This window comes from Streptomyces sp. NPDC002790 (assembly GCF_040295505.1).
Taxonomy (GTDB): domain Bacteria; phylum Actinomycetota; class Actinomycetes; order Streptomycetales; family Streptomycetaceae; genus Streptomyces.
In genome coordinates this window covers 130,833-155,301 of the sequence record NZ_JBEOVM010000002.1, presented here as the reverse complement: position 1 = coordinate 155,301, position 24,469 = coordinate 130,833, and the positions used below count along the sequence as shown (strand labels likewise).

Below are 24,469 nucleotides of genomic sequence, written 5' to 3'. Positions count from 1 at the left end.
GGATCCACGGCCGGAAAAGCCGGCCGGACGGGCAGGTCGGCACGGACCGACGACGGCATCGGCGGTGATGCGTCGGGCGGTCCCGAGGACAGAGTGCGCGAGTTCGCCGTGCTCTGGAGCCGGGCGATCTTCCCGGTCACGGCGACCTCGCTGACCCGGCACGAGTTCGAGGCGGAACTCGTGCCGCTCGTACGCCGGTTGCGCACCGCGCTCGGCGCGCAGGCCCTGGACGGCGCGGAGGCGCAGGCCGTCGGCGCGGCCCTGGTCGACGCCCACTGCACCGACCCCGAGGCGCTCACGCAGACCCTCGACGTGGTGGAGACACACCTCGTCCGGCACTGCGGCGAAGCGGCACCCTCCGGCGAGGCGGAGCGCGTGGAGCACGCGGAGAAGCTGCGCTCGCGCTGCGCCCGTATCCAGCACGCGATGGCCGCCGGGTTCGCGGCCGGGCTGCGGGAGCGCACCCGCGCTGAACAGGAGGCCATATCGCGCGCCGCGCTCGATGCCCGCAGCGCCGTCGCCGAGGCCCTGCACGCGAGCGAGGCCAAGTTTCGCGCGGTGTTCCACGGAGCCGCGATCGGCATCGGGATCGCCGACCTCGACGGCACCATCGTCGAGGTCAACGAAACGATGGTGCGGATGTTCGGCGGCAGCAGGCAGCAGCTGCTCAAGCGCAAGGCCCACGAGCTGACACACCCCGAGGACGCCCCGCACATCTGGCGCAAGTACCACGAGCTGGTGCAGGGAGAGCGCGAGCACTACCGGGTGGACAAGGCCTACTCGCGCCCGGACGGCACCGCCCTGTGGACGAACCTGACGGTGTCACTGCTGCGCGACGCGGACGGCGCGCCCCAGTACCAGCTGGCGCTCATGGAGGACGTGACCGAGCGCCGCCTGCTGAACCTGCGGCTGCGCTACGAAGCCACCCATGACGCGCTCACCGGGCTCCCCAACCGCACCCTGTTCTTCGAGCGCCTGGAGAAGGTGCTCAGTGCGGGCGGGGGCATGCGCTTCGGCCTGTGCTACCTCGACCTCGACGGCTTCAAGACCATCAACGACAGCCTCGGCCACGCGGCGGGCGACCGGCTCCTCGTCGAGGTTGCGGACCGCCTCCAGGCCTGCGCCACCGGCCCCGGAGAGATGGTCGCGCGGCTCGGCGGCGACGAGTTCGTGGCGCTGACCACCGGCAAGGACACCGAGGCCGAGGTCGACGAGCTGGCCGGGCGCATCATGCACGCCCTGGCCGACCCCATCCGCATCGACGGGCGCGAGCTGACCGTGCGCGGTTCGGTCGGCATCGTCGAGGGCCCGGCCGCCGAGCGCAGCCCCGCCGAGGTGCTGCGCAGCGCCGACATCACGATGTACCGGGCGAAGTCCGCGGGCGGCAACCGCTACGAGCTGGCCGACCCCGAGGCCGACGCCCGCGCCATCACCCGGCACGGCCTGACGACGGCGCTGCCCGCCGCCCTGGACCGCGGCGAGTTCTTCATCGAGTACCAGCCCCTGGTGCACCTCGGCGACGGCAGTGTGCGCGGCGCCGAGGCCCTGGTCCGCTGGCTGCACCCGCAGCACGGCGTGCTCGGCCCCGACCGCTTCATCCCGCTCGCCGAGCACACCGGTCTGATCGTGCCGCTCGGCCGCTGGGTCCTGGAGGAATCGGTCCGGCAGGCGCGGATCTGGCAGGACCGGTACCAGGAGGCGGGCCCGTTCCGCATCAACGTCAACCTGTCCCCGATGCAGCTCACCCACCCCGGTCTGGTGGCGGACACCGTCGACATCCTGGAGCGCTTCGGCCTCGAACCGGACGCGCTGTGCCTGGAGGTCACGGAGTCGGCCCTGATCGGCGCGGACGACGACCTCCTCAAGCCCCTGCGACGCCTCTCCGAAATGGGCGTCGACATAGCCCTCGACGACTTCGGCACCGGCTACTCGAACCTGGCCAACCTGCGCCGCCTGCCCGTGAACGTCCTCAAACTGGACCGCTCGTTCACACAGGGCATGCAGCAGTTCCCCGCGGACCCCGTCGACCTGAAGATCGTCGAGGGCATCGTCTCGCTCGCCCACAGCCTCGGCCTGTCGGTCACCGTCGAGGGCGTGGAGACCGGCGCACAGGCCGAGCAACTCCGCCACCTCGCCTGCGACACCGCCCAAGGCTGGTACTACGCCCGCCCCGGCCCCCCGGACCGCCTCCACGACCTGGCCCTGGCGGACGCGACGGGCTGAGCGCTTCAAGCTCCGCCGGCGGGACACATCAAGCCCCGCCGGCGATTGAGGCGCGGGGTCCGGGGCAGAGCCCCGAAACCGCGCGCCGGGGGGGGCGTGAACCTTCAGGCCGGCCTCTCAAAAAGTATCCGCTGAAGCTCACGCGCAGCGCGTGGTGGCGCCACGTCCGAGCGGTGTGCGAGCGCGATCGTGCGGTGGAGCCCCGGCTTGGCCAGCGGGGTGACCCGCAGATCCGCCCCGCCCCGATGCGCCACCATCCACGGCACCACCGCCACCCCGAGCCCCGCCCGCACAAACCCCAGCACCGCGTCCATCTCACCGCCCTCCACCGCGAAGTCCGGCTCGAACCCCTCACCCCGGCACGCCGCGACGGTCAGCTCCCGCAGGTCGTACCCGTGCCGGAACATGACGAGCCGCTCGCCCTCCAGGTCGGAGATCCGCAGGGACCTCCGCCCGCCCCGCCCCGGCGCGGGCGAGTCCTTGGAAGACACCACCACCAACTCCTCGCGCAGCAGCTCCACCGTCGTCAGGGCGGGCGCGGGCGCCGGCAGCGGGAGCACGACGAGCGCGAGGTCGAGGGCGCCGCGCGCGAGTTCCCGTACGAGGTCGTGGGAGCCGCCCTCCTCGATCATCAGCTGGATCCCCGGGTACCGGTCGTGGAAGGACCGCAGCACGTCCGGCAGCAGCCCCGTGCACAGCGACGGAGTGGCCCCGAGCCGCACCCGCCCCCGCTTGAGCTGCGCCAGCTCCTGCACCTCGTGCCGCGCCGTGTCCGCGTCGGCGAGGATGCGCCGCGCCAGCGGGAGCAGCGCCTCGCCCGCATCCGTCAGCGAGATGTTGCCCCGGGCCCGCAGGAAGAGATCGACCCCCAGCTCCCGCTCGAGCGTCCGGATCTGCTGGGACAGCGAAGGCTGGGCGACATGCACCAGTTCGGCGGCGCGGGTGAAGTGCCGGGTCTCCGCGACCGCGACGAAGTACTGAAGCTGCTGGAACTGCATATCGGCCACCATAACCCTTCGATAGAGACTGACTATCGAAATGAGGCGCACCATGTCTTGGACCGATCGGGCCTTTGGGCTCTAGCGTCTTGACCCATGGCTCTGGCAACGCGGACGGACCGACGGCCGTCCATGCCCCGTACGATCTGGGACAGCTCCGTCGGCAAGAAGACCGTGATGGCGGTGAGCGGCCTCGTCATGCTGCTCTACCTGGTCGCGCACATGATCGGGAACCTCAAGATCTTCTTCGGCCCCGACGAGATCAACCACTACGCCTCCTGGCTGCGCACCATGGGCGGGCCCGTCCTGCACTACGAGTGGGGCCTGTGGATCGCCCGAGTGGTGCTGGTCGTCGCCGTCGTCGCGCACGCCACCTCCGCGTACCAACTGAGCCGCCGCGGGAACAAGGCGCGCCCCAGCAAGTACGCGCACAAGAAGCCGCGCTCCGACTACGCCACGCGCACCATGCGCTGGGGCGGCATCATCCTCGGCCTGTTCATCGTCTGGCACATCCTCGACCTGACGACCGGCACGGTGCACCCCGGCGGCTACGAGCACCTGCACCCGTACCAGAACATCATCGACACGTTCTCGACCTGGTACAGCAGCGTCATCTACATCGTCGCGATGCTCGCCCTCGGCCTCCACATCCAGCACGGGTTCTGGAGCGCCGCGCAGACCCTCGGCGTCGGCAGCCGGACCCGGGACCGCGTCCTGAAAGCCGTCGGCAACGTACTCGCCGTACTGCTCACGCTCGGCTTCATCGCCGTGCCCGTGGGCGTCATGACCGGATTGGTGAGCTGAGGAAGATGTCTACGTACGCGGAATACACCACCGGCGAACCGGTCGTCGACACCAAGGCCCCGGCCGGCCCGGTCAATGAGCGCTGGGACACCCGCCGCTTCGAGGCCAAGCTGGTCAACCCGGCCAACCGCCGCAAGCACACCGTCATCGTCGTCGGCACAGGTCTCGCCGGCGGCTCCGCCGGCGCCACGCTGGCCGAACAGGGCTACCACGTCGTCCAGTTCTGCTACCAGGACTCGCCGCGCCGCGCCCACTCGATCGCCGCGCAGGGCGGTATCAACGCCGCGAAGAACTACCGCAACGACGGCGACTCAGTGCACCGCCTCTTCTACGACACCGTCAAGGGCGGCGACTTCCGCGCCCGCGAGTCGAACGTGCACCGCCTCGCGCAGATCTCCGTCGAGATCATCGACCAGTGTGTCGCGCAGGGTGTGCCGTTCGCCCGCGAGTACGGCGGTCTCCTCGACACCCGCTCCTTCGGCGGCGTTCAGGTGTCCCGTACGTTCTACGCCCGCGGCCAGACGGGCCAGCAGCTCCTCCTCGGCGCTTACCAGGCGCTGAGCCGCCAAGTGGCCGCCGGGAACATCGAGTTGCACCCGCGCACCGAGATGCTCGACCTCGTCATCGTCGACGGCAAGGCGCGCGGCATCGTCGCCCGTGACCTGATCACCGGCAAGATCGAGACGCACTTCGCGGACGCCGTGGTGCTCGCCTCCGGCGGCTACGGCAACGTCTTCTACCTGTCGACGAACGCCATGAACTCCAACGCGACGGCGATCTGGCGCGCCCACCGGCGCGGCGCCTACTTCGCCAACCCGTGCTTCACGCAGATCCACCCGACGTGCATCCCGCGCACCGGCGACCACCAGTCCAAGCTGACCCTGATGTCGGAGTCGCTGCGCAACGACGGCCGTATCTGGGTGCCGAAGGCGAAGGGCGACGACCGCCCGGCGAACAAGATCCCCGAGGACGAGCGCGACTACTACCTGGAGCGCATCTACCCGGCGTTCGGCAACCTCGTGCCCCGTGACATCGCCTCGCGCGCCGCGAAGAACGTGTGCGACGAGGGCAGGGGAGTGGGCCCCGGCGGGCAGGGTGTGTACCTCGACTTCGCCGATGCCATCAAGCGGATGGGCAGGAAGGCCGTCGAGGCCAAGTACGGCAACCTCTTCGACATGTACGCGCGGATCACCGACGAGGACCCGTACAAGACGCCGATGCGCATCTACCCCGCCGTGCACTACACGATGGGCGGACTCTGGGTCGACTACGACCTGCAGACCACCATCCCCGGCCTCTTCGCCGTCGGCGAGGCCAACTTCTCCGACCACGGCGCCAACCGGCTCGGCGCCTCCGCGCTGATGCAGGGCCTCGCGGACGGCTACTTCGTCCTCCCGGCCACCATCAACGACTACCTCGCCAAGCACCCGCACACCGACGAGGTGAACGCCGAGCACCCCGCCACCGTCGAGGTCGTGCGCGAGACCGAGGAGCGGCTCGCCAAGCTGCTCGCCGTCGACGGGGACCGCACGCCGGACTCCTTCCACCGTGAACTCGGCGAGCTCATGTGGGAGTTCTGCGGCATGGCCCGCACCGACGCGGGCCTGCGCAAGGCCCTCGACCGGATCCCGCAGATCCGCGAGGAGTTCTGGAGGCGCATCAAGGTGCCCGGCGTCGGCGAGGAGTTCAACCAGTCCCTGGAGAAGGCCAACCGCATCATCGACTACATCGAGCTCGCCGAGCTGATGTGCCTCGACGCGCTGCACCGCGCCGAGTCCTGCGGCGGCCACTTCCGCGAGGAGTCGCAGACCCCCGACGGCGAGGCCGCGCGCGTCGACGAGGAGTTCTCCTACGCGGCGGCCTGGGAGTTCACCGGCACCGGAGAAGCCCCCACCCTGCACAAGGAAGACCTCGTCTTCGAGTACGTCCACCCCACTCAGCGGAGCTACGCATGAAGCTCACCCTGCGCGTCTGGCGCCAGAAGAACGCCGACGCCGAAGGCACCATGTCCACGTACGAGGTGGACGGCATCTCCCAGGACATGTCCTTCCTCGAAATGCTGGACACCCTCAACGAGGAACTCATCCTCAAGGGAGACGACCCGGTCGCCTTCGACCACGACTGCCGCGAGGGCATCTGCGGCGCCTGCTCGCTCGTCATCAACGGCGACGCGCACGGCCCGGAGCGCACCACCACCTGTCAGCTGCACATGCGGTCCTTCAAGGACGGCGACACGATCGACATCGAGCCGTGGCGCGCCTCCGCTTTCCCGGTCGTGAAGGACCTGGTCGTGGACCGCTCGGCCTTCGACCGGATCATCCAGGCCGGCGGCTACATCACGGCCCCGACGGGCGCCGCCCCCGAGGCGCACTCCGTACCCGTTCCCAAGCCCGACGCGGACTTCTCCTTCGAGCACGCCGAGTGCATCGGCTGCGGCGCCTGCGTCGCGGCCTGCCCCAACGGCGCGGCGATGCTGTTCACCTCGGCGAAGATCAACCACCTCAACGTGCTGCCGCAGGGCGCGCCCGAGCGCGAGACCCGCGTCCTCGACATGGTGGGGCAGATGGACGAGGAGGGCTTCGGCGGCTGCACCCTCGCGGGCGAGTGTGCGACGGCCTGCCCGAAGGGCATCCCGCTGTTCTCCATCACCAGCATGAACAAGGAGTGGCTGCGCGCGAACCGCAAGGTCAGCCGCTGACCCTTCAATGATCGTCCCGCGAAGAGCGCGGGGTGGGCGGGACCGGATGTGGTGCTCAACCCCCGGTCCCGTCATCGTTTTCCGGTACACGCCGGGCGTCCGGGGAGGGCCACCCCTGGCATCCCCCCGACGTCCGCGCCGCCCCACGGCTGCGCCACGATGTCTTCGCCCTGGAAATGGGCGCCCGCCTCGACACCCCGCACCCCGGACTCGACGTCGACACGTTCGACGCCCACTGCGACCACCTGCTGGTGGTCGCCAACCACATCTCCCCGCACCGACCACGGGCAGCCACGAGCCCTCAGGACCCCAACACGCGCCGCAGGTAGACCCCGGTCCGGCTCGCGGCATCGGCGGCCACGACGGCGGGCGGTCCCGCGACCACGACCTGCCCGCCCTCGGCCCCGCCGCCGGGTCCCATGTCGATCACCCAGTCCGCCCCGGCGACCACCGCCATGTCGTGCTCGACGACGACCACGGAGTGCCCCGCGTCGACGAGGCCGTTCAGCTGTCGCATCAGCACCTCCACGTCGGCCGGGTGCAGGCCGGTTGTCGGCTCGTCTAGGAGGTACAGGGTGTGGCCGCGCCGCACTCGCTGCAACTCGCTGGCCAGCTTGATGCGTTGGGCCTCGCCGCCCGAGAGTTCGGTGGCCGGCTGCCCGAGCCGCAGATAGCCGAGGCCGACGTCGAGGAGCGTGCGCAGGCTGCGCAGCACGGGCCGCGCCGTCTCGTCGTCCGCCGCCTCGAAGAACTCCGCCGCCGACTCCACCGTCAGATCGAGTACCTCGGCGATGTTCCGGCCCCGGTAGCTGACCTGGAGCGTCTCGGGGTTGTAGCGGGCGCCCGCGCAGTCCGGGCAGGGTGTGTACGTACTCGGCAGGAACAGCAGCTCGACGCTGACGAAGCCCTCGCCCTGACATGTCTCGCAGCGCCCGCCGGTGACATTGAACGAGAAGCGGCCGACGCCGTATCCGCGCGCCTTCGCCTCGTCGGTGGCCGCGAACACCTTGCGGACGACGTCGAACAGGCCCGTGTATGTGGCCAGGTTGGAGCGCGGGGTGCGCCCGATCGGTTTCTGGTCGACGACCACGAGCCGTCCGACACCCTCCAGTTCCTCGGTGATCTCGCCGATCAGCGTCGACTTCCCGGACCCGGAGACCCCCGTGACGGCGGTGAACGCGCCCAGGGGGAACGCGGCGGTGACCTCGCGCAGGTTGTGCCGGGTGATCGGACCCAACTTCAACCAGCCGGTGGGCGTGCGGACTTGGCGCTCGACGGCGGGTCCGTCGTCGAAGAGGTAGCGGGCCGTCGCCGACTCGGCGACCTCGCGCAGCCCGTCCACCGCGCCGCTGTGCAGCACCTTGCCGCCGTGCTCGCCTGCCTGCGGGCCGACATCGACCAGCCAGTCGGCGTGCCGCATCACATCCAGGTGGTGCTCGACCACGAACACGGAGTTGCCGGACGCCTTCAGCCGGTCCAGGACGGTGAGCAGGGACTCGGTGTCGGCCGGGTGGAGTCCGGCCGACGGTTCGTCGAGGACGTAGACGACTCCGAAGAGTCCCGACCTCAACTGGGTTGCCAGGCGCAGCCGTTGGAGCTCACCGGCCGACAGGGTGGGAGTCGACCGGTCGAGGCTGAGGTAGCCGAGGCCGAGCTCCGTGACCGTGGCGATGCGGGCCCGCAGATCCTCGGTGAGCACGCGCGCCGTCTCGGACGTGTCGCCCTCGGTGGACAGGAGGTCGGCGAGGTCCGCGAGCGGCACACCGGCGAGCTCCGCGATCGTACGGCCCGCGAAGGTGACGGCCAGCGCCTCCGCGCGCAGCCGGGCGCCGCCGCAGACCGGGCACGGCGTGCTCTCCAGGAAGCGCTCCGCCTTCGCGCGCAGCGACTGGCTCTTGGAGTCGGAGAAGGTCTTGAGTACGTACCGGTTCGCGCTCATGTACGTGCCCTGGTACGGGCGGTGGATGCGGCCCGCGTCCCGCACCGGGTGCACAGTCACCACCGGCTGCTCGTCCGTGAACAGGATCCACTCCCGGTCCGCCCGGTCAAGCTCCCGCCAGGGCCGGTCGACGTCGTACCCGAGCGCGTCGAGGACGTCGCGCAGGTTCTTGCCCTGCCAGGCCCCCGGCCACGCCGCGATGGCCCCCTCGCGGATCGACAGCGAGGGGGCCGGGACCAGCAACTCCTCGGTGGTGCGGTGCACTTGACCGAGTCCGTGACACGAAGGGCACGCCCCGGCGGCCGTATTGGAGGAGAACGCGTCGGAATCGAGGCGCTCGGCGCCCGCCGGGTACGTACCGGCCCGCGAGAACAGCATCCGCAGCGAGTTCGACAATGTCGTCACCGTGCCGACCGAGGAGCGGGAGGTCGGCGCCGAACGGCTCTGCTGAAGTGACACCGCGGGCGGCAGCCCGCTGATCTCGCCGACCTTCGGCGCGCCGACCTGGTGGATCAACCGGCGCGCGTACGGGGCGACCGACTCGAAGTAGCGGCGCTGCGCCTCCGCGTAGATCGTGCCGAAGGCGAGCGAGGACTTGCCCGATCCCGACACCCCCGTGAAGACCGCGAGCACGTCCCGCGGGATGTCCACGTCGACGCCCTGGAGGTTGTGCTCGCGGGCGCCGCGCACCCGCACGAGACCGTCGTGGCGGGGGTAGGGCGAGGTGGGGTGGTGCATGGGGCGGGCTCCCGGTCGTACGGACGGCTCTGTGGGCACGGTGTCGTACTCCATGATCCACCCACGTCGCCGCGGCGGCGGCACGGAGAACGTCCGATGAATGATGTGCACACGCCTTGACTGGTGGTCATGGGCTCACGCACCGTTACGGAGGTCGTCCTTCGAGCAGTGGGGGGTTCGTGAACGGCAGACTGTTCGGCGTGAGCGCGGTGTTGTGCGCTCTCGCCCTCGTGGGTGCGGCACCCGCACCGGCCTCGCCGTCACCGGCCCCGTCCGTGCCTCGGCACGGCGGCCTGCCGCTCGGCGCCGCCGACCTGTCCGAGACGCGGACGACGCGCACGTTGCAGCCGGGCGTGACGCTCACCCGGATCGTGCGCGGCGCGGACGCTCCCGCCATGGCGTGGACCGTGGAGGTGTCCATACCGGGCGGCGCGGGCTCGCCCGACCCGGACGCGCCGCCGACCGCCCTGAACGACGAGGCCAGCGCCGCCGAACTCGCCTCCGACCTGCGTACGGACGGCTTCGATGCCCGTTCGGAGAAGGTCACCACTGCGGCGACCGCCGACTACGCGGGCGGCACCCTCGGCTGGCGGGTCCGCGTCGGCACGTTCCCGACCGAGGCCGCCGCCACCGCCGAACGCACCCGCCTGCGCGCCGCCGGACACACCGGAGCCGCCTGGTACACCGGCTGGGACGGGAACGCGGGGGACCGCGGCCCCTGGCGCGTCGACGTCCTCACCATCGACCCGAAGCGGTTCGACGGAGATCTCAAGGCCACGTACGGACCGGACCTGGAGAACCGCGAGACCACCAGCGCGCTGGCCGCCGCAGAGGGCGCGACGGCCGGGGTCAACGCGGGTTTCTTCGTCCTCGACCCCAAGGCGGGCGCCCCCGGCGACCCGGCCGGCGCCGGCGTCTACAACGGCCGCCTGCTGAGCGAGGCGGTGAACGGCCGGCCCGGCCTCGTCGTCCACGACTCGGCGCGCGGCACCGAGGTGGGGCGGTTCACCTGGCGGGGGAGCGTCCGCGTCGACGGGACGGAGCTGCCGCTCGACGGCATCGACCGCGTCCCCGGCCTGATCCGCAACTGCGGCGGCACCGCCGACGACACCCCGACCGCCCGGCCGCTGCACGACACCACCTGCACCGACCCCGACGAACTCGTCGCGTTCACCCCGGAGTTCGGTAAGCAGACCCCGAAGGGCGACGGCGTCGAAGCCGTCCTGGACCGGACCGGCCACGTCGTCGAGGTGCGCTCGCCGCGCGGCGGCGCACTGCCCGCCGGAGGCCGCAGCGTCCAGGCCACGGGCGCGTACGCGGCGAGACTGACGGCCCTCGCCAAGGTCGGCCAACCGCTGCGCATCCAGGGCGGGTTGAAGGACATCAAGGGTCGGCCCTTCACCGCCTCCCGCTCGACCAGCATCCTCAACGGTGGCCCCGAACTCGTCCGCGACGGCCGCCGCCACGTCACCCCGGCCACCGACGGCATGGTGCAGCCCGGCAACCCGAGCTTCTACTACGGCTGGGTGCACAAGCGGAACCCGCGCACCCTCGCGGGCACGGATGCCGCAGGCCGCACCGTGCTCATCACCGCCGACGGTCGTGGCACCGGCTCCCTCGGCCTGAGCATCAACGAGAGCGCCGACGTCGCCAAGGCCCTCGGTCTGCGGGACGCCATCAACCTCGACGGCGGCGGATCGACCACGATGGTCGTCGACGACCAGGTGATCAACGACCCGTCGGACGCGTCCGGCGAACGCCCTGTTGGAGATGGCCTGCTGGTGCTTCCCCGCACACACTGACGCAAGCGCCGGACGATGCGAACCGGCCGATTCGAGGGAGCCGCCGTGACCGCCGCCCTGACCCTCCGCACCAGACGCCTGCTACTCGTCCTCGCCACCCTGCTGCTCATGCTGAGCTCGGCCCCGTCCGCGGTCGCCGCCGCACGTGCCCGACCCGCCGCCGAGGTCGTCGACGTCACCCGGGTCGCCGACCGCCAGGTGGACCTCTCCGTACGCGCATCGGCCCTGGGCGGCCGCACGGTCAAGGTCCGCCTGCTCACGCCGGACGGCTGGAAGCCCGGCGACCGCACCAAACACTGGCCCACCCTGTGGCTGCTGCACGGCTGCTGCGGCGACTACACGTCCTGGACGAACCAGACGGACGTCGCCTCCGTCGAGGGCCTGCGCGACGTCCTCGTCGTGATGCCCGAGGCGGGCCGGAACGGCTGGTACAGCGACTGGTGGAACCACGGCAAGGGCGGCGACCCGGCCTGGGACACCTTCCACACCCGCGACCTGCGCCGCCTCCTGGAGAGCGACTGGGGCGCGGGCTCCCGCCGCGTCGTCGCGGGCCTCTCGATGGGCGGCCAGGGCGCGCTCCTGTACGCGGCCCGGCACCCGGGAATGTTCAAGGCGGCCGCTGCCTACTCCGGCTCCGCACACCCACTCCTGAACGACGAGTCGACGGGCCGGATCATGGGCTTCTTCGCCGACCAGGGCAACGATCCCCGGCGCGTCTGGGGCGACCCGGTCGCGCAGCGGGACATCTGGGCCGCCCACGACCCGTACTACCTGGCCAAGCGCCTCAAGTCGCTGCCCCTGTACCTCTCCTGCGGCGACGGCACCGCGGGCCCCCTGGACCCGCCGGGCACCACCAACGCCCTGGAGGCCGACTTCAACCGGCAGAACCACGCCCTCGCCGACCGGCTGAAGAAGGCGGGAGCCAGACACCTCACCACCAACTTCTACGGCCCCGGCACCCACACCTGGCCGTACTGGCAGCGCGAACTGCACGCGTCGCTGCCGATGCTGCTGCGCGGCCTCGGGCTCGATTGACGTATCAGCGGGGTGTCAGGCGCGCGATCCTGGCCAGGCGGCGGAACGACTCCAGCAGGGCCTCACGGTCGTACGTACTGGTCGTCACCAGCACCTCCTGCGCCCCGCTCTCCTTGATCACCATCTCCAGCTCGTCGGTGACCTGCTGCTCCGTGCCCACGATGTGGCCGAGCAGCCCGGACTCGTACAGCTCCCGCTCCTTCTCGGTCATCTCGAAACCCGCGATGCGTTCGACGGGCGGCAGTGGTGGGAACGTGCCGTGCGTACGCGAGTGCGCCATCGACCAGGCCTCCGGGGCGAGGATGCGGTGCGCCTCAGGCCGGCTGCCCGCCACGGCGACGGTTCCCGAGATCAGGACGTACGGCTCGGCGGCCCAGGGGGAGGGGCGGAAATCGGCGCGGTAGCGGTCGATGCCGCGCAGCATCTTCTCGCGGGCGCGGAAGTCGCCGATCACCATCGGCAGACCGGCGCGGGCGGCGATCGAGGCGCCCTCGCCCATCGCGAGGACGAACGGCGGGACGGCCAGGCCCTCGGAGGGGCGGGCGTGCACGCCCGTGGACGAGGTCCCGGTGAAGAACGCCAGGAGTTCGTCGAGCTGTTCCGCGAAGTCGTCGGCATCGTCCTTGTCCCGGCCGAGCGCCTTGCGGACCCCGCCCGTGAAGCCGACCGAGCGGCCGAGCCCCATGTCGATGCGGCCGGGGAAGAGCGACTCCAGGACCCCGAACTGCTCGGCCACCACCAGTGGCTGGTGGTTGGGCAGCATCACGCCGCCGGTGCCGACGCGGATGGTGCGCGTCGCCGCGGCGATGGCCGCCGCGAGCACCGTCGGCGCGGAACCGGCGACGCCCGGCACACCGTGGTGCTCCGAGACCCACAGCCGGTGGTAGCCGAGCCGCTCCAGGTCCTGGGCCAGGGCGACGGTGTCGCGCAGCGCGTCCTGGTCCGAGTGGCCCGTGCGGGTGCGGGAGCGGTCCAGGACGGAGAAGCGGGTCGATTCGATCACGGTGCTCACACCTTGGTTCAACGCCGTGGCGCCCCAGGGATCCCCGGGGCCGACCCGTGGAGGCTCAGGATTCGTCGTCCTCCATGCGGAAACCGACCTTCAGGCCGACCTGCCAGTGCTCGACCTGGCCGTCGACGATCTGCCCCCGGACCTGCGTGACCTCGAACCAGTCGAGGTTGCGCACGGTCTGCGAGGCACGCGCGATCCCATTACGGACCGCCTCGTCCACGCCTTCGTGAGAAGTGCCGACGATCTCGGTGACGCGATACGTGTGGTTCGACATGCTTCCACCGTGCCCCAGCGCGGCGTGGCCCGCCATCCGTATGACATCGCCGCTCACTTCGCGTAGCCGACCCGGGCGCCCGGTCATTCATGGTCTCGGTCGAACCAATTCTTCGCGCGCGGCCCGCCCGCGCGCGCGTCCGTGAAAGAGGCTCATCTTGATGCACCGCCGACTCACCCGTGCCGCCGTCCTGACCACCCTGACCGTGATGGCCTTCGGGGCCACCGGCGCCGCACAGGCCATCGCGGCGACGGCCGAACCGGCTCCGTGCCACCGCTACCAGGCGACCGTCAACCGACACCAGGACACGGTCGACGGTCTTGACGCCCGGATCACTCCGGTGGAGGCGCGGATCGAAGCGCTGGAGCACGACTACGACTCGGCGCACGGCGCGGTGGAGTACCGGTCCACGGTGTACACCGAAGCGCGCGACTGGGTGCGGGAGCTGGAGCGCGAGGACGGATTCGACCCCAACAGCGCCGACTACCTGAAGGCCGTCCAGGACCGCGACACCGCCGAGCGGGAGCTCGCGCAGGCACGTGAGGAGGCGCGCGCGGCGTCCGCGGCGCTGAACGGCGTCGAGGTCGACCCGCAGCTGCTCGCCGAGCGCGCCCGCGCCAAGAAGCTGCTGGGCACGGCCGAGAAGCGGCTCGCGACCTGCCTGGCCAGGCCGGTCGCCTGACCCCGGGCACTTCATGAAGGGAGGGTCGAGGGCGGCGGGCGCTGCGGAGTCCGTGACACACCCCTTGACCCTTCCGTTGGTCTATACCAAACTCCCTGAACACCCGTATGAGCCGTGTGCTCTTCCCCCACGTCGGGCCGAACTTCCCTGTCCGCAGGCAGAAAGTGACCCACGTGAACTCCCGCCGCCTTGCCCTGACTTACGGATCCCTCCTCGCCACCGGCGTACTCCTCACCGGATGCGGCGTCCTGCCGGGCACGGGGGAGGGGGAGGAGGCGGTCACCGTGTGGCTGATGCGGGGCAGCGCGTCGGAGGACTTCCTCAAACGCTTCACGGAGGACTTCGAGGCCGGGCACGGCGGCATCACGCTCGACATCCGCATCCAGGACTGGACCGGGATCGGCGCCAAGGTCACCAAGGCACTCGACGAGGGGAGCGGCGAGTCCGGCGCGCCCGACGTCATCGAGGTCGGCAACACCCAGGTCCCGCAGTACGTCGAGGAGGACGGCCTGCTCGACCTCTCCCTGGAGTCCGCGCGCGACCTCGGCATGGACGACTGGCTGCCCGGCCTCGCCGAACCTGGCGTCGACGCCTCCCGGCAGTACGGCATCCCCTGGTACGCGGCCAACCGCGTCGTCATCTACAACAAGGACCTCTTCCGGCAGGCGGGCATCGACGACCCGCCCACCACGCGCGCCCAATGGCTGGACGCGACAAGGAAGTTGAACTCCGCCGACACCCAGGGCATCTACCTCGCGGGCCAGGACTGGTACACGCTCTCCGGGTTCATCTGGGACGAGGGCGGCCACCTCGCCAAGGAGTCCTCGGGCGTCTGGTCCGGCACCCTGGCCACGCCCGCCGCGCTGCGCGGCATGGCCTTCTACCGGCAACTCCAGGCGCTCGGCGGGGGACCCAAGGACGCCGACGAGGAACACCCGCCCCAGGCCGAGCAGTTCGCCCGCGGTGACATCGCGCAGATCATCTCCGTGCCGGGCGCCGCCCAGCGCATCCTCCAGAAGAACCCGGAACTGAAGGGCAAGCTGGGTTACTTCCCGATCCCCGGCAAGACGTCGAGCAGGCCGGGCACGGTGTTCACCGGCGGTTCCGACCTGGTCGTGCCGGCGAACACCGACGACCGGGACGGCGCCGTCGAGGTCGTGAAGGCGCTGGCCGGCGAGAAGTGGAACACCGAACTGGCCCGCACCATGAACTACGTGCCGAACAAGGCCACCCTCGCCGACGCGGTCGCCGGTGAGCCGGGCGTGGCCGCGATGGCCGTCGGCGCCGCCCACGGCAAGGCGACGCCCCGCTCACCGCTGTGGCCGAACGTGGAGGCCGGCGACAATCCCATCAAGGAGTACATGTCCAAGGTCCTCGCCGGCGGCGACCCGTCCACGGAGGCGGAGCGCGCCTCCCGCGAGATCACGGATCGGCTCGACGAGCGCAATTAGGCCTTGTGCGCCGACGCCCTGCTCAGCGACAGGGCGAACCTTCCCTCCGCATCCGTCCACCAGTGCCCCAACTCCAGCCCGACCTCGTGCAGTTCCGCCTTCACGCCCTCCTGGCGGAATTTCGCCGAGACCTCTGTGCGCACCTCCTCGTCCGCCGCGAAGTCGACTTCCAGGTCGAGGGCCGGGATCTTCACCGTCTGCGCCGTGGTGGAGCGCAGCCGCATCTCGATCCACTCGCAGTCGGCGTTCCACAGGGCGACGTGCTCGAACGCGTCGGGGTGGAAGTCGGCGCCCAGCTCGCGAGCCATCACGGTCAGCACGTTCTTGTTGAACGCGGCCGTGACACCCGACGCGTCGTCGTACGCCGCCACCAGCGTCGCCTCGTCCTTCACCAGGTCCGTGCCGAGCAGGAAGAAGTCGCCCGGGGCCAACAGGCCCCGCACCGCCGTCAGGAAAGCGGCCCGTTCCTTGGGCAGCAGGTTGCCGATCGTGCCGCCGAGGAAGGCCACCAGGCGCGGCCCCGGAGTCTCCGGCAGGTCGAACGCGGCCGTGAAGTCGGCGACCATGGCGTGGATGTCGAGCGCGGGCCGCTCGGCGAGGAGCGTGTCCGCCGCGCCGCGCAGCGCGCTGTCGCTCACGTCCACGGGTACGTAAGTCGTGAGGTCGGTGAGCGCGTCGAGGAGGTGGCGCGTCTTGTCGGACGAGCCGGAGCCCAGCTCGACGAGTGTGCGCGCACCCGTCGCCGCCGCGATCTCGTGGGCGCGCGTGATGAGGATCTCGCGCTCGGCGCGGGTCGGGTAGTACTCGGGCAACTGGGTGATCTCGTCGAAGAGTTCGCTGCCGCGCGCGTCGTAGAACCACTTGGGCGGGAGGGTCTTCGGCGTCTGGGTCAGGCCGTGCAGGACGTCGGACCGGAGCGCTGCGTCGGTGGCGTCCTCGGGCAGGGTGCGGGTCATGCGGTACGGGCTCACGCGGAGGGCTCCTTGAGCGGGGTCAACAGGACGTCGGTGCGGCTCGCGGCGAGCAGCGTGCGGTCGGGGACCTCGATCCAGTGCGGATCGTCGTCGTAGGGCTCGGAGGCGACGACGGCGCGGCCCGGCTCCGTGCGGTACCAGAGGGTGTCGCCCCAGGCCGTGGCGGTGATCGTCTCGCCGTCGGTGAGCAGGAGGTTGAGGCGGGCGGTGGGCGCGGCCTCGGCGACCTCCAGGGTGGTGTCGGCGAGCGCCTGCCCCGCGGCGTCGCCCGCCCGCAGCCGGTGCAGGACGAGCGCCCACAGGAATGCCGCGTCGCAGCGGGCCTCCATGGAGAGCAGGTCCGCCGGCGGCAGGGTGGGTGCCAGAGAGGTCAGGGACTGCGGCCAGCCCGGCACCGCCCCGTTGTGGCTGAACAGCCAGCGTCCCGAAGCGTACGGGGCCGCTGCCGCCTCCCCGTCCGCCCCGGCTAGCGTCGCGTCGCGGACCGCCGCGAGCAGTGCCCCGGAGTGGACGACGCGGGCCAGATCTTGGTAGGCGGCGTCGCCCCAGATGGGTCCGGCGCGGCGGTAGCGGGCGGGCACCGGGTCGCCGTCCGCGTACCAACCCACCCCGAAACCATCGGCGTTGACCGTCCCGTGGCGCTGCCTGCGCGGTGCCCACGACTGGCGGAACAGGCTGTGCGGCGGTCGGTCGACGACTTCGCCGAGCGGTACGGGCGGCCCCAGGTAGGCCAGGTGACGGCACATCAGGCGCGCTCCTGGGGCTCGGCGTCGCGGGCCGTGCGGAACCCGGAGAAGATCTGCCGCCGGACCGGAAGGTCCCAGTTGCGGAACGTGCCCCGGCACGCCACCGCGTCCACGGCGAACGAACCACCGCGCAGCACCTTGTGGTCCGGCCCGAAGAACACCTCCGAATACTCGCGGTACGGATACGCCACGAACCCCGGGTAGGGCAGGAAGTCGCTCGACGTCCACTCCCACACGTCGCCCATCAACTGCCGTACGCCCAGCGGGGATTCGCCCAGCGGGTAGCTGCCCGCGGTCGCCGGGCGCAGGTGGCGCTGGCCCAGGTTGGCGCGCTCCGGCGTCGGGTCCGCGTCGCCCCAGGGGTAGCGCATCGAACGCCCGGTGGCCGGGTCGTGCCGGGCCGCCTTCTCCCACTCCTCCTCGCTCGGCAGGCGGCGCCCCGCCCACCGGGCATAGGCGTCGGCCTCGTACCAGCTCACGTGGAGCACCGGCTCGTCCGGCGGTACGGGCTCGGTCACCCCGAACCGCCTGCGCAGCCACTGCCCGCCCTCGCGGCGCCAGAACAGCGGCGCCCGAAGGTCGTGCTCGCGCACCATCGCGCAGCCGGTCGGAGCCCACCACCGCTCCTGGCGGTAGCCGCCCTCCTCGACGAACTCCATGTAGGCGGCGTTCGTCACCGGCGTCGCGTCGATGTGGAACGGCGGCACCAGGCGGGTGTGCGCGGGCCGTTCGTTGTCCAGGGCCCACGGCTCGGCCGTCGTGCCCATGGTGAACGGGCCGCCGGGCACGAGCACTTCGGCGGGGCCGTCGTACGGACGCGCCAGGGGCTCGGGATCGGGCGCGGTGAGTGCCGTGCCACCAAGCCTCAGCTGATGGGTGATCAGCATCGTCTCGTCGTGCTGCTGCTCGTGCTGGGCGATCATCCCGAACGCGAAGCCCGAGCGCGTCAGACGCTGCGTCCCCACCGCCTCGAACGAGGCCTTCTCCAGTACGTCGAAGGCCCGGCCGCGGACGTCCGCCGCGTAGCCGCGCGCCTCCTCGGGCGCGAGCAGCGGCAGACTCGGGCGCTCCGAGCGCGGGTGCTCGAAGGCGTCGTACAGCGGGTCGATCTCGGGGCGGATCGCTTCCTGGCCGGCGACCGCGCGCAGCAGCCACTGCTCCTCCTGGTTCCCGATGTGCGCGAGATCCCAGACGAGCGGCGACATCAACGGCGAGTGCTGGGAGGTGAGTTCGCCCTCGTCGACACAGTTCGTCAGCAGCGTCGTGCGGCGCCGGGCGGCCTCGAGGGCCTCCGCGGCGCGGCCGCGGAGCGCCTCCGGGTCCGTGGTGACGTTCTCCTCAGCGGTCATGATCGGACGGTCCTCCCCTGGGCGGGTTGTCGCGTGAGCTGTTCGAGCACGTCGTCGGCGGGGCAGCGGCCGCGGACGACATAGCGGTGCGTGAAGTCGGCGACCGCCTGGCGGGTCTCCGGGTCCGCGCCGAGCCTCGGCAGCGCCTCCAGCGCCGTCGTGAAGCAGGCCGTGGCGGCCTCGCGCAGCTCGGGATCGGCGAGGCCGAGCCGGGCCGCGTCGCGCCACAACGGGTTGTGCGGAGCGGGCAGCGGACCCGCCCGCTCCGCGAGCGGCTTGACCGCGCGGTACGCGGTCTCGGCGGCCTGCGGATCGTCGAACAGGGCGGTGGTCACGGCGAGCGGCACCAGCCACCCGTCGTCGCCGGACTGCGCGTCGATCATGCGCAGTTCGAGGTGCCCGCGCGGGCGCACGGGCGGGAAGAGGGTGGTCACGTGGTAGTCGAGATCCGAGCGGGTCGGCGGCCTGGGCACGCCCGTGCGCGCCCACTCCCGGAAGGTCAGCCCCTCCGGCACCTGCCACGGCCCCTCGTCGGTGCGCACGCACATCACGGGCGCGTCGAGCACGTGCCTCGTCCACGCCTCGCGCGGATCGAAATCGAGGGGTACGCCGCCGGAGCGGCCCACGTCGATCCGCTCCCACAGCAGCTGCCGCGTGGAGCGCCAGCCGGTCGGACGGCCGGACAGCATAGGGGAGTTGGCGAACGCGGCCACCAGGACGGCGCCCAGCAGATGCGCGAGCCGCCAGCGCCTGCCGAGCCCCTGCGGACCCGGCTCCTCGTGCCCCGCGTCCAGACACACCTGCACGGACGCTGACGAACACATCATGGCGCGCCCGGCGGGCCCGGCCCGGTCGAGCGATGCCTCCAGGGCGTCGTAACGGGGCTGACGGAGAACGCGCCGGGGCGGGAGCCACGGGTCGGTGCCGTGGCCGGAGAGGACGAGTCCGTGGCCGCGGAGCACGGTGCGGACGGCGCTGAGATCGGCCCGCATGGCCGAGACGCATTCGGGGAGGGAGTCGGCGGGGAGCGAACTGAGTTCCAGCTGCCCGCCGGGTTCCACGGTGATCGCCGAGCGCAGCGGCAGGGCGCGCAGTGCGACGTATGCCGCGTCGAGTCGTTCGGGTGGTAAGGGGAGCCACGGCTTCAGCATCGGGCGCGGCTCGTGCACGATCCATTCCAGTTCGACCCCGACCTTGCGGGGTGGTCCGGTCTTGAAGCAGATGCCCCGTACCAGGGCCTCCGCCTCGGCCTCGGTGACCAGCTCACCGAGCGCCGTACAGTCTCCCTCGCTCATGGGGGGATTCCTCCTGGTTCGCACGTCTCCATGGTCCCCGGTGGGGGCCATCCCGTCGATTCGGCCGGGCGCCGACAATCAGCCCCTTCCGGGCGACGCAGACCCTCCACCCAAGACGGTTCGGGCGGCTCGCACAAGAGTGCCTCTGGACAACCCGGAGACTTTGCCGGGACTTCTCAGGGGCTTCCCTGAGACTTCCCCGGACGCGGAGAAAACCTGTTGCCCGAGCGGTCACTGTGCGTACACGATGGATTCATGAACACGACGGGGGAGACCACGGGGGACACCGCGTGAGCGCGCGACTGCGCGAGCTCGCGCGGAGCACGGAGAAGATCGTCGAATCGGGGGAGTACGCGGACGACGGGGGCCGCGTGGTGACGATCGGCGCCGCGGTGGCGCGGGCGCGGGCGGGCACCGGGATGTACGGGCCCGACCCGGTGCCCGTGCCACCGATACCGCCGGTGGACCGGACAGACGTCGAGGTCACGGGCGAGAGCAGCCTGGAGGCGGCGCGCCGCATGGCGGGGGAGCGGCCGCAGCCGGTCGCCGTCCTGAACTTCGCCTCGGCGCGCAACCCGGGAGGCGGCTACCTCAACGGGGCGCAGGCCCAGGAGGAGGCGCTCTGCCGCTGCTCCGCCCTGTACACGTGCCTGATCGAGGCGCCCGAGTTCTACGCCCACCACCGCGAGCACCGCGACGCCTTCTACAGCGACCGCGTCATCCACACGCCGGGAGTCCCGGTGTTCCGCGACGACCAGGGCCGGCTGCTGGAGGCGCCGTTCGAGGCCGGATTCCTGACGTCACCCGCGCCGAACGCGGGAGTGATCACGCAGCGAACCCCCGAGCGGGTCCACGAGATACCCGCGGCCCTGGCCGTGCGCGCCGAGCGCGTCCTTGAGGTCGCGGCGGTCGAGGGGTACCGCAGGCTCGTCCTCGGGGCCTGGGGCTGCGGCGTGTTCCGCAACGACCCGGGGCAGGTCGCCGAGGCCTTCGGCACGCTGCTCGAAGGGCGCTTCGCGCACCACTTCGAGCAGGTCGTGTTCGCCGTCCTCGACCGCACGAAGGACACGGCCACCCGCTCCGCGTTCGAGCGCGCCTTCAGTCCGGCGGATCAGCGCCAGCCGTAGCGCTCCCGCAGCCGCAGCACCACCGTGTTGAACCGGCCGCGGTCCAGGGCGCACGCCTCGCGGCGCATCCCCTTGTCGTGCACGCGCAGCACACGGTCCAGGTCCACCCACGAATCCCGGCCGTCCCTGTCCCAGGGGCCCGAGCCGAGCGCCACCCACTCGCGGTCGCTGTCGTGCCGCTTGCTGGACAGCTGAACCGCCAGCAGCGTGCCGCCCGGCTCCCGGGCGACCACGAGCACCGGGCGGTCCTTGCCGCGCCCGTCGTTCTCCTCGTACGGAACCCACGTCCACACGATCTCGCCGGGATCCGGGTCGCCGTCGTGCGCGGGCGCGTACTCGGTGCGCACCTTCCCGACCCGGGCCGGATCGGCCTCCACCGTGGCCGTCGCGCCGCCGCGGCCGGGGTGTTCGTACGCTTGGTCATCCGTGTAGGCAGTCACGCGGGTCACGTTAGACGCCGACCGGCCCAATCCCTGCGGCGGGTACGCCGGATGGGCCGCAGGCTCGCCCCATGAAACGACGCCACAGCACCGTCCTCTGCGTCCTCGCCGGGACCCTCGCCCTCACGGCTGCCGCGCCCTCCGGCCCCGCCGCATCCGAAGCCGCGCCCCCGCGCACCGTCTCGGCATGGCTCCCGTACTGGGACCAGGAGGCCGCCTACCAGAACGCTCTCGAGCACGCCGCGCAGATCCGCACCATCAGCCCCTTCTGGTACGAGACGAAATCCGCGGCCCGCGTCGTAGGACACCCCGGCGCAGGCGAGCGCCGCATCATCAACGGACTGCACGCCCGAGGCATCCAGGTCGTGCCCACGGTCATGGAAACGATGAAGTCGGGCGCCCTGGCCAAGGTCCTGAACAGCCGCGAATCCCGCACCCGCCACATCGACGCGCTCCTCGACGTCGTCCGCAGCCGCTCCTACGACGGGCTCGACATCGACTACGAGTCGATCGCCACCGCCCCCGACGACAAGTACCGTGCGGTGCGCGCCGGTTACACCGCCTTCGCCACCGAACTCTGCGCGCGCCTGCACGCCTCCGATAAGAAGTGCTTCCTGACCGTGATGCCCAAGACCCGTTCGACGGGCCGCATTTGGGACTACGAGAGGCTGGGTGCCGCCGCCGACCGCATCCGGATCATGGCGTACAACCTGCACTCCGCGGAGGGCAAGCCGGGACCGCTGGCCTCGCCCCAGTGGTACGACGAGATCCTGTCCCTCGCGACCGCCCAAGTCCCGCGCGCCAAGCTGGAGATGGGCCTGCCCGCGTACGGCTGGAACTGGAAGGTGGGCGGCGCCCGCGGCGGCAAGGAGCGCGCCCGGCATGTCACGTCGAAGTCGGCCGAGGAGCTGCGCCGCAAGGTCGGCGCGCGCTACGCCCTCGACCCCGAATCCCGCACCCCCCACTTCACGTACAAGGAGGGCAAGGGCAAGAAGGCGACCCGCCGCACCGTCTGGTACCAGGACGCCGCCGGCACCGCCGCACACCTCCCCGTCCTGCGCAAATACGGCGTACGCAACACGGTCCTGTGGGCGCTGAACTTCGAGGACCCGAAACTGTGGAAGACCCTGGCGCAGGGCTAGCGCAGGGGGTGGCCGCAGCCGGCTGGGCAGGGGTAGCGGCGGCCGCTGGGCGGCGTCTGCAAGGATGCCGTACGTCATGGTGCAGATACCGAAGCAGCAGTCCGCCCAGCCGTCCGCGCCCCACAAGCCCACATCCGGCGCCCTGCCCACGAGCGCCGACGTCGCGCGCCTCGCCGGGGTCTCGCGCGCCACCGTCAGCTACGTCCTCAACAACACGAGCGCGGTCCGCATCAGCGAGCCGACCCGGCGACGGGTCCACGAGGCCGCGAAGGAACTCGGCTATGTTCCGCACGCCGCCGCCCGCAGCCTGCGCGCGGGACACACCCGGATCGTCCTCGTCCCGTCCCCTGACGTGCCGATCGGGCCTCTGTACAGCGCTTTCCTCAACGAACTGCAGTGGGCGCTGAGCCGCCTCGACTACACCGTCGTGCAGTACGGCGGCGTGGGCCTCAGCGGCGACGCCGCCGCCCGCGCCTGGGCCGAACTGCGTCCCGTCGCCGTGCTCGGCCCTGTCGGCATGGGCCCCGATGGCATCGCCGTGCTCCGCCGCTCCGGCGCCCGCGCCGTCATCACGCTCGGTCCGGAGCCTGTCGAGGGCGCGCACGCCCTGCTCACGGACCACCGGCAGGTCGGCCGCGTCGCCGCATCGCACCTCCTGGCCGGTGGCCACCGGCGTATCGGCGTGGTCATGCCGAGGGAGCCGGGCCTCGACACGTTCGCGGTGCCGCGCCTGGAGGGCGTACGCGGGGCGGGCGCGGAGACGGTGCCGCTGCCGCTCGCGTACGACGAGCAGGGTGCGGCCCAAGTCGCCGCACAGGTAAGTGGGTTGGGGCTCGGCGCCGTGTTCGCGTACAACGACGAGTACGCCATGCTGCTGATGCGCGCGTTGCAGGACGCGGGCGTCGACATCCCCGGCGACGTCGCCGTGATGGGCGCCGACGACCTGATGCTGGGCCGGCTGTTGCGCCCCCGCCTGAGCACGGTGCGGCTCGATCTGCCCTCGGGCCGGGAGCTCGCCGAACTGGTGGACCGCCTGGTCAGGGACCCGGCTCGGGACGCCGACCAGGACACGGAACCGGAACCGGAACCGGAACCGCGCGAGGTGCTGGCGGTGACGCTGGTGGCGCGCGAATCGGCCTGACGACTGCTGACCTGACGGCCGCTGTTGAGGGATGATCATGCCGCGAGGCGGCCGCCCATTGGGCGACCGCCTCGCGGACAGTCGAGTGACGGGGGGAGTCTCAGCCCTCCTGACCCTGCCCCTGGCCCTCCTGCTCGGCCTTCGCCTGCTGCTCGGCGACCGACGCGCGGACCTCGTCCATGTCCAGCTTGCGGGCCTGACCGATGACGTCCTCGAGCGCCTCCTTCGGCAGCGCGCCCGGCTGCGCGAAGACGGCGACCTGGTCACGCACGATCATCAGCGTCGGGATCGACTGGATCCCGAAAGCGGCGGCAAGCTCCGGCTGCGCCTCGGTGTCGACCTTGCCGAACACCAGGTCCGGATTGGCCTCAGCGGTCTCCTCGTAGACCGGGGCGAACTGCTTGCAAGGCCCGCACCAGTCAGCCCAGAAGTCGATCAGTACGAACTCGTTCTCCGTAACCGTCTGATCGAAGTTGTCCTTGGTCAGCTCCGTGGTGGTGCTGCTCATGGTGTTTTCCCTCTTCCTGCTTCCGGGGTTCGGGGCGAAGCCGTCGGGGGCAAAGCCGCTGTGCTCACAACCGTCCGGATGTCGGACGTAT

The 24,469-nt window shown here is 71.4% G+C and carries 21 protein-coding genes and 1 pseudogene; 12 read left to right on the top strand and 10 right to left on the bottom strand.

Annotated features, from left to right (window positions below; genetic code table 11):
• Positions 1 to 57 precede the first annotated feature (57 nt).
• Entirely contained in the window at positions 58 to 2,223 is a 2,166-nt protein-coding gene (locus ABT004_RS02125; RefSeq protein ID WP_351330963.1) for a putative bifunctional diguanylate cyclase/phosphodiesterase, read from the top strand.
• A 104-nt stretch (positions 2,224 to 2,327) separates the two neighbouring features.
• Here ABT004_RS02125 and ABT004_RS02120 read toward each other — a convergent pair whose 3' ends face one another.
• Positions 2,328 to 3,221 (bottom strand): LysR family transcriptional regulator, encoded by an 894-nt coding sequence (locus ABT004_RS02120; RefSeq protein WP_351330884.1) that lies wholly within the window; start codon positions 3,219 to 3,221, stop codon positions 2,328 to 2,330.
• A 132-nt stretch (positions 3,222 to 3,353) separates the two neighbouring features.
• Between ABT004_RS02120 and ABT004_RS02115 the strand changes: the two genes are divergently transcribed.
• The 4 genes and pseudogenes from ABT004_RS02115 to ABT004_RS02100 form a co-directional block, all read left to right on the top strand.
• Entirely contained in the window at positions 3,354 to 4,025 is a 672-nt protein-coding gene (locus ABT004_RS02115) for a succinate dehydrogenase (protein ID WP_351330883.1), read from the top strand.
• Positions 4,026 to 4,030: 5 nt separating this feature from the next.
• The gene (locus ABT004_RS02110; protein ID WP_351330882.1) at positions 4,031 to 5,980 is read left to right on the top strand and encodes a fumarate reductase/succinate dehydrogenase flavoprotein subunit; all 1,950 of its coding nucleotides are present in this window, start codon (positions 4,031 to 4,033) and stop codon (positions 5,978 to 5,980) included.
• Positions 5,977 to 6,723 (top strand): succinate dehydrogenase/fumarate reductase iron-sulfur subunit, encoded by a 747-nt coding sequence (locus ABT004_RS02105; RefSeq protein WP_351330881.1) that lies wholly within the window; start codon positions 5,977 to 5,979, stop codon positions 6,721 to 6,723. The genes ABT004_RS02110 and ABT004_RS02105 overlap by 4 nt, the downstream gene beginning before the upstream one ends.
• A 32-nt stretch (positions 6,724 to 6,755) precedes the next feature.
• A pseudogene (locus ABT004_RS02100) lies at positions 6,756 to 6,977 on the top strand (GNAT family N-acetyltransferase); the annotation flags it as partial.
• Between the two features lie 47 nt (positions 6,978 to 7,024).
• Here ABT004_RS02100 and ABT004_RS02095 read toward each other — a convergent pair.
• A complete protein-coding gene (locus tag ABT004_RS02095; RefSeq protein ID WP_351330962.1) occupies positions 7,025 to 9,400 on the bottom strand; it encodes an ATP-binding cassette domain-containing protein in 2,376 nt (791 codons plus the stop codon).
• 179 nt (positions 9,401 to 9,579) lie between these two features.
• On the opposite strand from ABT004_RS02095, the gene ABT004_RS02090 reads away from it, so the two are divergent.
• Both ABT004_RS02090 and ABT004_RS02085 read left to right on the top strand, forming a co-directional pair.
• Entirely contained in the window at positions 9,580 to 11,202 is a 1,623-nt protein-coding gene (locus ABT004_RS02090; protein WP_351330880.1) for a phosphodiester glycosidase family protein, read from the top strand.
• Between the two features lie 15 nt (positions 11,203 to 11,217).
• Positions 11,218 to 12,237 (top strand): alpha/beta hydrolase, encoded by a 1,020-nt coding sequence (locus ABT004_RS02085; protein ID WP_351330879.1) that lies wholly within the window; start codon positions 11,218 to 11,220, stop codon positions 12,235 to 12,237.
• Between the two features lie 4 nt (positions 12,238 to 12,241).
• Here the strand turns inward: ABT004_RS02085 and ABT004_RS02080 are convergent, their stop codons facing one another.
• Both ABT004_RS02080 and ABT004_RS02075 read right to left on the bottom strand, forming a co-directional pair.
• On the bottom strand, positions 12,242 to 13,249 hold the full coding sequence (locus ABT004_RS02080; protein ID WP_351330878.1) for an LLM class flavin-dependent oxidoreductase: 1,008 nt from the start codon (positions 13,247 to 13,249) through the stop codon (positions 12,242 to 12,244).
• 55 nt (positions 13,250 to 13,304) lie between these two features.
• A complete protein-coding gene (locus tag ABT004_RS02075) occupies positions 13,305 to 13,523 on the bottom strand; it encodes a dodecin (protein WP_351330877.1) in 219 nt (72 codons plus the stop codon).
• Between the two features lie 160 nt (positions 13,524 to 13,683).
• Between ABT004_RS02075 and ABT004_RS02070 the strand changes: the two genes are divergently transcribed.
• Both ABT004_RS02070 and ABT004_RS02065 read left to right on the top strand, forming a co-directional pair.
• Positions 13,684 to 14,205, top strand: a complete 522-nt coding sequence (locus ABT004_RS02070; protein ID WP_351330876.1) for a hypothetical protein — start codon at positions 13,684 to 13,686, stop codon at positions 14,203 to 14,205.
• Between the two features lie 173 nt (positions 14,206 to 14,378).
• Positions 14,379 to 15,656, top strand: a complete 1,278-nt coding sequence (locus ABT004_RS02065) for an extracellular solute-binding protein (RefSeq protein WP_451187164.1) — start codon at positions 14,379 to 14,381, stop codon at positions 15,654 to 15,656.
• Here ABT004_RS02065 and egtD read toward each other — a convergent pair.
• The 4 genes from egtD to egtA are packed head-to-tail and all read right to left on the bottom strand — an operon-like array spanning position 15,653 to position 20,020.
• Positions 15,653 to 16,627 (bottom strand): L-histidine N(alpha)-methyltransferase, encoded by a 975-nt coding sequence (gene egtD, locus ABT004_RS02060; protein WP_351330874.1) that lies wholly within the window; start codon positions 16,625 to 16,627, stop codon positions 15,653 to 15,655. The genes ABT004_RS02065 and egtD overlap by 4 nt on opposite strands.
• On the bottom strand, positions 16,624 to 17,376 hold the full coding sequence (gene egtC / locus ABT004_RS02055) for an ergothioneine biosynthesis protein EgtC (RefSeq protein ID WP_351330873.1): 753 nt from the start codon (positions 17,374 to 17,376) through the stop codon (positions 16,624 to 16,626). The genes egtD and egtC overlap by 4 nt, the downstream gene beginning before the upstream one ends.
• Positions 17,376 to 18,725: an ergothioneine biosynthesis protein EgtB gene (gene egtB / locus ABT004_RS02050; RefSeq protein ID WP_351330872.1), complete on the bottom strand. Its 1,350-nt coding sequence runs from the start codon at positions 18,723 to 18,725 to the stop codon at positions 17,376 to 17,378. Before egtB ends, egtC begins: the two co-directional genes overlap by 1 nt.
• On the bottom strand, positions 18,722 to 20,020 hold the full coding sequence (gene egtA, locus ABT004_RS02045; RefSeq protein ID WP_351330871.1) for an ergothioneine biosynthesis glutamate--cysteine ligase EgtA: 1,299 nt from the start codon (positions 20,018 to 20,020) through the stop codon (positions 18,722 to 18,724). Before egtA ends, egtB begins: the two co-directional genes overlap by 4 nt.
• 290 nt (positions 20,021 to 20,310) lie before the next feature.
• Between egtA and ABT004_RS02040 the strand changes: the two genes are divergently transcribed.
• Entirely contained in the window at positions 20,311 to 21,147 is an 837-nt protein-coding gene (locus ABT004_RS02040) for a TIGR02452 family protein (protein WP_351330870.1), read from the top strand.
• Here the strand turns inward: ABT004_RS02040 and ABT004_RS02035 are convergent.
• Complete coding sequence (locus tag ABT004_RS02035) at positions 21,132 to 21,587, bottom strand: type II toxin-antitoxin system PemK/MazF family toxin (protein WP_351330869.1); 456 nt, start codon at positions 21,585 to 21,587, stop codon at positions 21,132 to 21,134. The genes ABT004_RS02040 and ABT004_RS02035 overlap by 16 nt on opposite strands.
• A gap of 71 nt (positions 21,588 to 21,658) precedes the next feature.
• On the opposite strand from ABT004_RS02035, the gene ABT004_RS02030 reads away from it, so the two are divergent.
• Together ABT004_RS02030 and ABT004_RS02025 are read left to right on the top strand one after the other, a co-directional pair.
• Positions 21,659 to 22,729 carry a glycosyl hydrolase family 18 protein gene (locus ABT004_RS02030; protein ID WP_351330868.1) on the top strand — a complete coding sequence of 357 codons (1,071 nt, stop codon included), beginning with the start codon at positions 21,659 to 21,661 and terminating at the stop codon, positions 22,727 to 22,729.
• A 76-nt stretch (positions 22,730 to 22,805) separates the two neighbouring features.
• Positions 22,806 to 23,870: a LacI family DNA-binding transcriptional regulator gene (locus tag ABT004_RS02025; RefSeq protein ID WP_351330867.1), complete on the top strand. Its 1,065-nt coding sequence runs from the start codon at positions 22,806 to 22,808 to the stop codon at positions 23,868 to 23,870.
• 100 nt (positions 23,871 to 23,970) lie between these two features.
• Here ABT004_RS02025 and trxA read toward each other — a convergent pair whose 3' ends face one another.
• Positions 23,971 to 24,378 (bottom strand): thioredoxin, encoded by a 408-nt coding sequence (trxA, locus tag ABT004_RS02020; RefSeq protein WP_351330866.1) that lies wholly within the window; start codon positions 24,376 to 24,378, stop codon positions 23,971 to 23,973.
• Positions 24,379 to 24,469: the final 91 nt, after the last annotated feature.